At 67.2% G+C, this 7600-nt stretch carries 6 protein-coding genes and 3 pseudogenes; 6 read left to right on the top strand and 3 right to left on the bottom strand.

Annotated features, from left to right (window positions below; genetic code table 11):
- A pseudogene (locus ACFHWY_RS27430) lies at positions 1-413 on the bottom strand (hypothetical protein); the annotation flags it as partial.
- 26 nt (positions 414-439) lie between these two features.
- A pseudogene (locus ACFHWY_RS27425) lies at positions 440-676 on the bottom strand (transposase domain-containing protein); the annotation flags it as partial.
- Positions 677-978: 302 nt separating this feature from the next.
- Between ACFHWY_RS27425 and ACFHWY_RS27420 the strand changes: the two are divergent.
- The 6 genes and pseudogenes from ACFHWY_RS27420 to ACFHWY_RS27395 all read left to right on the top strand — a co-directional run bounded on the left by ACFHWY_RS27420 (position 979) and on the right by ACFHWY_RS27395 (position 6828).
- Positions 979-2244: a beta-ketoacyl-[acyl-carrier-protein] synthase family protein gene (locus ACFHWY_RS27420; RefSeq protein ID WP_416583144.1), complete on the top strand. Its 1266-nt coding sequence runs from the start codon at positions 979-981 to the stop codon at positions 2242-2244.
- Positions 2241-3461: a ketosynthase chain-length factor gene (locus ACFHWY_RS27415; RefSeq protein ID WP_416583143.1), complete on the top strand. Its 1221-nt coding sequence runs from the start codon at positions 2241-2243 to the stop codon at positions 3459-3461. The genes ACFHWY_RS27420 and ACFHWY_RS27415 overlap by 4 nt, the downstream gene beginning before the upstream one ends.
- Positions 3458-3709 carry an acyl carrier protein gene (locus ACFHWY_RS27410; protein WP_416583142.1) on the top strand — a complete coding sequence of 84 codons (252 nt, stop codon included), beginning with the start codon at positions 3458-3460 and terminating at the stop codon, positions 3707-3709. The genes ACFHWY_RS27415 and ACFHWY_RS27410 overlap by 4 nt, the downstream gene beginning before the upstream one ends.
- Before the next feature lie 65 nt (positions 3710-3774).
- Positions 3775-4737: a ketoacyl-ACP synthase III family protein gene (locus ACFHWY_RS27405; RefSeq protein ID WP_416583141.1), complete on the top strand. Its 963-nt coding sequence runs from the start codon at positions 3775-3777 to the stop codon at positions 4735-4737.
- A 17-nt stretch (positions 4738-4754) separates the two neighbouring features.
- Complete coding sequence (locus ACFHWY_RS27400; protein WP_416583140.1) at positions 4755-5750, top strand: acyltransferase domain-containing protein; 996 nt, start codon at positions 4755-4757, stop codon at positions 5748-5750.
- A 186-nt stretch (positions 5751-5936) separates the two neighbouring features.
- Positions 5937-6828: pseudogene (locus ACFHWY_RS27395) on the top strand (IS5 family transposase).
- Here ACFHWY_RS27395 and ACFHWY_RS27390 read toward each other — a convergent pair.
- Positions 6825-7238 carry a YciI family protein gene (locus ACFHWY_RS27390; protein ID WP_416583139.1) on the bottom strand — a complete coding sequence of 138 codons (414 nt, stop codon included), beginning with the start codon at positions 7236-7238 and terminating at the stop codon, positions 6825-6827. The pseudogene ACFHWY_RS27395 and the gene ACFHWY_RS27390 sit on opposite strands and share 4 nt — an antisense overlap.
- Between the last annotated feature and the right edge of the window lie 362 nt (positions 7239-7600).

The following is a 7600-nucleotide window of genomic DNA, read 5'->3' as shown; positions in this document are numbered from 1 at the left end:
TCAACGTGGTGATTTGCTCGCGTAGCCGGTCGGCGTCCTGGCGTGTGGTGGTTTCGCGGTCTTCTCACCGAGTAGGCGCCGATCTCCGCCGCGACGAACGCGTGGGTGCCACACTCCGCGAGGGCCACCACCCGGGCCTTGGGAAACGCCGACCGGTTCCCGCCAGACCCGGCATACCCGAACTCGGCCGCGTTCTCCTCATTATCAGGCAGATCGACGTCGAACCCGTCAATCGCCAGCAACCGCCACCGACGCAGGAACGACCCCCGCGCCGTGCCCAACGCGCCCATCCCGGCAGTCGGACCCGCCTCACCCGCGACCGGCCCACACACACGCTCGAACACCTCGGCGAACACCTGACGACCCAACCGCTTCCGCGCCTGCTGATAGCACTCGAGGTCGACACGCTCCACCCCGCGTTCCAACACCCCAACCGGTCCAACGACCCCGTCACCCTGGCCGCGACCTCGGAGTAGTCATCATCCGGGAACAACGCCAACCCCAACGTCAGGTACGCGGTCACATGCACCGGCAACTTCCCATCCGAGCGCTTCTCCCGCACCCCACACACCTCGACCGCGGCGTCGACCTCCTCCCGCGACACCTGCGAGATCAACACCCCGAGTGTCACCTGATCCGGCCGCACCACCGGACGGCCCACCACATCCACCGACATGACCCGAGATCAAAACAGCCCGCACGGCAACAGCCGTCCCGCCACGCCGACCATCCACAAAGGCCCAGCTCAGCACCATGATCAAACTAGGCTACGTGGCATTGGGGCTTGACACGGCATCGAGGTCCCGATTCGTGACCGCACCGCCGGGGCTGGGGACGGCTGAGCGACTCCTGGCGCCGACACCACTTGCGGCCCCCGGTCAAGGGCGACCCGATGTCCGGTTATCCCTCTAGCCCATTTCTAGAGCGACGGCCCATCGTCGTGGTCAGCAATCGATGCGGACGATCTGGGAGCCAGCCATGGGAGAACGTCGTGTCGCCATCACCGGGATAGGTGTTGTCGCCCCCGGTGATGTTGGGACAAGGGCGATGTGGGAGCGCATCGTGTCCGGTGCGCCTGCTACCAGGCTGATCACGGCGTTCGACTCCACGCCGTTCCGCTCAAGGGTCGCGGCAGAGTGTGACTTCGACCCGCGGAAAGAAGGCCTGACCGAGGACGACATCGAGCGGCTGGACCGAGCGTGCCAGGTGGCTGTCGTCGCGACCAGGGAGGCACTGGCGGACAGCAACTTCGAGTGCGTGCCAGACAACGCGCACCGGGTCGGGGTGAGCATCGGCAACGCAGTTGGCTGCTCACAGCGCCTCGAGCAGGAGTATCGCGCGGTCAGCGACGAAGGAAGGCAGTGGTTGGTCGACCACCGCCGCGCGTCACCCAACCTCTACGACTACTACGTCCCCAGCTCGTTGGCGGCCGAGGTCGCTTGGCTCGTCGGTGCGGAAGGGCCCAACTCAATCGTCTCAGCTGGGTGCACGTCCGGAGTCGACGCCATCGGCTATGCCTGGCAGCTGATTCGGGAGGGCACGGTCGACGTCATGGTCACCGGCGGTGCAGAGGCGCCGATCACCCCCATCACAGTCGCCTGTTTCGATGCGATCAAGGCGACGTCGCCACGCAACGACGACGCGGGGACTGCTTCGCGTCCATTCGACCGGACCCGCAACGGGTTCGTGCTCGGCGAAGGGGCTGCGGTCCTCGTGCTGGAGGAGCTCGAGCATGCACGCGCACGTAGCGCACACGTCTACGGCGAGGTCAGCGGTTACGCCTGTCATGGGAATGCTCACCACATGACCGGCCTGCGCCCGGACGGGCGAGAGATGGCGGCCGCGATCACCTCGGCGCTGGACAGGGCCAAGCTCGATCCGACCGCCGTCGACTACGTCAACGCGCACGGCACGGCCACCCGGCAGAACGATGTGCATGAGACCGCTGCCTTCAAGCGCAGCCTCGGCGAGCACGCCTATGCGGTGCCCGTGAGCTCGATCAAGTCGGTGATCGGCCACTCGCTCGGTGCCGTCGGTGCGATCGAGGTGGCCGCATGCGCGCTGGCGATCGAGCACGGCGTGGTACCGCCGACCGCCAACCTGCACCGCCCCGACCCCGAGCTGGACCTGGACTACGTGCCGCTGGTCGGCCGCGAGCAGGACCTGGCCACGGTGCTCACAGTGGCCAGCGGGTTCGGCGGGTTCCAGAGCGCGATGGTGCTGACGGATGCGAGAGTTCGATGACCGCAGCGGTGGTCACCGGTTTGGGGGTCGTGGCACCCAACGGGCTCGGCAGTGAAGCCTTCTGGTCGGCGACCCTGCGTGGCGAGGACGTGATCCGTCCGATTAGGCGCTTCAATCCTGGCTCGTATCCCAGCAAGCTAGCTGGTGAGGTACTCGACTTCGACGTGAGCAAGCACATTCCGAGCAGGCTGATCCCGCAAACCGACCGGATGACTCAGTTCGCCCTCGCCGCCGCCGACTGGGCGATTGCGGACTCCGCCGTCGACACCACAGGGTTTTCCCCGCTGGAGATGGGGGTGATCACAGCCAGCGCGGCAGGCGGCCTCGAACTCGGCCAGCGCGAGCTGCAGAACCTGTGGCGTGACGGGCCGGACCACGTGAGTGCCTACTTGTCCTTCGCGTGGTTCTACGCGGTCAACACCGGTCAGATCTCTATCCGGCACGACATGCGTGGTCCCACCGGGGTGTTCGTGACGGAGCAGGCGGGTGGCCTCGTCGCCATCGCCCACGCCAGGCGGTTAGTCTGCGGCGGGACCGCGCTGGTGCTCACCGGTGGTATGGACTCCACACTGTGCCCATACGGCCTGACCGCGCAGGTTGCCGGCGGCCAGTTGTCCACGCGAGAGGATCCGGCCCGTGTGTACCTCCCGTTCGACAAGGACGCCACCGGACATGTGCCCGGTGAGGGTGGGGCGATCCTCGTGGTCGAGGACGAGCGGCGGGCACGGGCGCGTGACGCGCGGATATACGGCGAGATAGCCGGCCACGGCTCAACCTTCGACCCTCGGCCGGGTTCGGGGCGGCCGCCCAACCTACGACGTGCGATCGAGGTCGCGCTCGATGACGCTGGGCTGGACACCGCCGACATCGCGGTGGTGTTCGCCGACGCGGCTGGCGTCGCCCCGCTCGACCGTGTCGAGGCGGAGGTGCTCGTCGAGCTGTTCGGTCCACACGGCGTGCCGGTGACCGCGCCCAAGACCATGATCGGCCGCCTCTACTCCGGCGGTGCCCCACTCGACGTCGTGCTCGCGTTGCTGGCGCTGCGTGACGGAGTCATCCCGCCGACCACGAGAGTCGCGCCTTGCTACGACATCGACGTCGTCCTCGGGGAGAGACCGAGGCCGTTCGCCGGCTCGGCCGCACTGGTACTCGCCAGGGGGCACGGGGGGTTCAATAGCGCACTGGTCGTCAGCAATCGAAGAAGGGGAAAGAGATGAGCGAGCTCACGTTGCCCGAGATGGTCGAGATCATGCGTGAATGCGCTGGCGAGGAGGCGGCGGTCGAAGTCGATGGCAACATCGGGGATGTGGACCTCCAAATCCTCGGGTACGACTCTCTGGCACTGATGGAGGCCGCCGCAATGGTGAAGCGCACGTACCGCGTCGAATTGTCCGACGACGCACTGTCCGAGGTGCGCACACTCAACCAGTTCGTGAACGCGGTCCACCAAGTCGCCCGCAGCTGACGGTGGAGCTCCCCTACATTGACGGCACGGGAACGTGGTTGCCGCCGAGGGTGCCCACCGGGCAGGTGGTCGCCGCCGGCGGGTTCGATGCAGTGCTGGCTCGGGTCACTGACGTGGTCTCGGTCTCGGTGGCCGGCGAGGAGTCCGCGCCGGAGATGGCCGTCCGTGCGGCTAGGACGGCGTTGGCCCGTGCACGGTCGACGGCCGACGACATCGACCTGGTATTGCACGCCAGCTTCTTCTACCAGGGCCACGATCTGTGGGCGCCAGCGTCCTACGTGCAACGGGAGGCTGTGGGGAACAACTGCCCGGCGATGGAGGTCCGCCAGGTGTCCAACGGCGGGATGGCTGCGATGGAGCTGGCTTCGGCCTACCTCGCCGTCGATCCTGGGCGGTCCTCGGCCCTTATTACCACGGGAGACAAGTTCTGCCTGCCCGGTTTCGACCGCTGGCACAGCGATCCTGGCACCGTGTACGCCGATGGCGGGACGGCGTTGGTGTTGTCCCGCCGTGGCGGGTTCGCGCGGCTACGCAGCCTGGTCACCGTGTCGGTGCCGGAGCTGGAAGGTATGAACCGCGGTGACGACCCCTTCGGGCGGACGCCATTCGAGCACCGGGCACAGGTCGACTACGAGGTGTGCAAGCGTGCCTTCTTCGCCAGGACCGGCGTGTCCCACGCGGCCTCGCTGGTAAGTTCCGCTCAGGAACGCGTGATCAAGCAAGCTTTGGCCGCTGCTGGCCTCGAACTCGGCGACATCGACCGGATCGTGCTGCCGCACGTGGGTCGCAGGCGGCTAAAAGTAGCGTTCTTCAGCAGGTTCGGCATCGACCCAGCGAGGACGACCTGGCCGTGGAGTCGTGCTGTCGGCCACCTCGGCGCGGGCGATCCTATCGCCGGCCTCGACCATCTGGTGAGCAGCGGCGTGCTCGATGCGGGCCACACGTGCTTGCTGGTGAGCGTCGGTGCCGGGTACAGCTTCTCGTGCGCGGTCGTCGAAATACTTGCCCACCCGGCGTGGGCCGGATGAGGAAGGGAAGGAGGCTGATGGGCCAACCGATCGCGTTGTTGTTACCAGGCCAGGGATCCCAGCACGTCGGCATGGCCACCGGCCTGTACCGGACTGACCCGGTGTTCACCGCGGCCATGGACGAGGTGTTCACCGAGATGGGAGAGGAAGGCGCCCGCCTGCTGGCCGACTGGCTCGCGCCGCATCCGACCGTCGACCTCGACCACGTCACCCGCTCACAGCCCCTGTTGTTCGCTATCGACTACGCGTTAGGGCAGGTCGTGCTCGACTGGGGCCTACGGCCGGAAGCGTTGCTGGGACATAGCATCGGTGAAGTGGCCGGAGCCACGCTGGCCGGTGTGTTCAGCCTGAGTGACGCGGTCCGGCTCGTGCTCGACCGGATACACCGGTTGGCCGACGGCCCGCCGGGCGGCATGCTCGCTGTCGCCGCGCGGCGGGCGGACGTCACGGCCTTCCTCGACGGCGACGTCGTCATTGGTGCTGTCAACGCGCCGAGGCAGATCGTGCTCGCCGGTCCGCACCCGGCACTCGCATTGGTGGAGAAGTCCCTGGTGGCGCAGAACTTCACGTGTCGACGGGTGCCTTCGCTTAGTCCGTTCCACAGTCCGGTGCTAGAGCCGGCCACCGCGGGAGCGGCCGAAGCGATCGCGAAGTTGTCGGTCTCCCGGCCGCGGATCAACCTCTATTCCTGTTACACGGCGGTTGCATTGACGCATGAGGACGTAGCCGACCCGAACTACTGGGCCCGCCAACCGGCCACGGCGGTCTGGTTCTGGCCCGCGCTGAATGCGTTGCTGGCCGAACGAGACGCCGTCCTCGTGGAGACCGGACCCGGCCAGGGACTGGCTCAGCTGGCCAGACGCCATCCGGCGGTACGGGCTGGACGCAGTTCGGTGGTGTCGCTGCTGCCGGGCCGCCCGGGGCCGGGCGAACTCGACCGGTCCGCACTGGCCTACGCGGCGGAAAGCCTCGGCGTAGAAGAACTTACTGAGCCCTTCCGCGCAACGTCTTGAGTGCGGAGCGTGTTGCCCGAGATGAGTGCAGACGTATGGGAATCGCGGGGATGGGTCGGCGTGAGAGATAGGAGCGCGGAACTCCGTTACGAAGTGTTCCTCTCACAGACCACTGCCACCGGAGTTCCGCGCCGCTATGGGGCGTGTCCTGTATGGGTTTGACCTGGGATCGTTGATCATGCTCGGGTGGTAGGGCGTGGTGAGTTGACCGACAAGGCCTGGGCGCGGATCGAGCCGCTGCTTCCACCCGTTGTGGGTAGGGGTCGCAGGTGGCGTGATCACCGACAGGTGATCGACGCGATCTTGTGGAAGCTGCGGACCGGGGCCCCGTGGCGGGACATGCCCGAGCGCTACGGGCCGTGGAAGACCGCGCACGAACGGCTCCGGATCTGGACAGCCGACGGCACCTGGGAACGCATCCTCGACGAGGTGATCGTCAAGGACGACTCCGTGGGGAACGTGGAGTGGACCTTCAGTGTCGACTCCACCTCGGTCCGGGCCCACCAGCACAGTGCTGGGGCCCGGAAAAAGGGGGCTGCGTCACAGGGTGGGTCGAGGACCTCGCCGTTGACGGCGAAGCCCTCGGTCGGTCCCGCGGCGGGCTGACCAGCAAGATCCATCTCGCGGTCGACGGACGGGGCTGCCGATGTCGGTGATCCTGACCCCGGGCCAGGCCGGGGACAACCCGCAGCTCCTACCATTGCTCGACCAGGTCGCGGTGCGTCGTGACGGTCCCGGCCGGCCGAGGAAACGACCCGGGCGGGTGCTGGCCGACAAGGCGTACTCCCATCCCTCGACCCGGGCGGCGCTGCGTGAGCGCGGGATCGCGTTCACCAGCCCGGAGAAGAGCGACCAGATTGCCCGCCGCCAGGCGAAAGGCTCACGCGGGGGCCGCCCACCACGCTTCGACCCGAAGGTGTACGCCGACCGCAACGTCGTCGAACGCTGCTTCAACCGACTCAAGCAGTTCCGCGGCCTGGCTACCCGCTACGCGAAACGCGCGGCCTACTACCGATCAGAGATCATCATCGCTTCCATCGTGTTGTGGCTGCGCATCGACTTACAGGACACGCCCTAGGCCGGCGTCGGCCGGCCGGGTAATCGCGGGGCTTCTGCCCCGGCCACCGGGCGCATCTCGACCGGGTGGTTGAGGGGACGCGCCGAGGTGCCGGGCGCGGCGGAGAGTAGGGCGGCGATCTCGATCGCCCGCCGGGGCCTTGCACAGTCGATTAGCCAGTACCCGGCCAGGGCGCGGGATCCGGAGAAACGCACGATCCTCGTCGCTGGCCTGGCGTCGGCGCGGACGATCAGCGCCCGCCGGTGATGGGCCAGCGTGTGGCTGCTCACCAGCTCCCCGGTGGTGGTCAGGCTCTGGTTGAGGTCGTCGAGGTACCGGAAATGCGTGCGGAGGTCGGCCGTGCTCCAGCCGACTGTCCCGGGTACGGCGATGCTGTCGCGATCGAGCCAGCTGAGCAAGATGTACCGCACGGTGACCTCCCTGGCGTGGCGGTGAGGGGGCGCTCGCGTCATGGGTCGAAGCACGGACTGCGGTTCTCGACATTCATCGGCGTTGACCGCGCGACGATATCGACGAGCATGCTATGCGAGCTCTTGCGGATTGCCGAACCTGCGGAGGCGGGCCGCAACGAAAGGGGCATACCTCGCTGGTCATCGCCTCGCCGGTCCAGCCGGAATGGACGATCGAACGATGACGGGCGTCAGTGAGGTGTTCTCAACAGGGCTGGGAGTGCTGATCGGGATGACACGGGCATCGCGTCCATAGCGGACAGTGCTGGATGTGGGCGTGGAGCCATCGGTAGACAGGTCTTTGCGACAAGATCAGTCTCCGA

This window comes from Micromonospora sp. LOL_024 (genome assembly GCF_048060415.1).
Classification (GTDB): Bacteria; Actinomycetota; Actinomycetes; order Mycobacteriales; family Micromonosporaceae; genus Micromonospora.
This window is presented reverse-complemented; position numbering and strand designations above follow the sequence as displayed.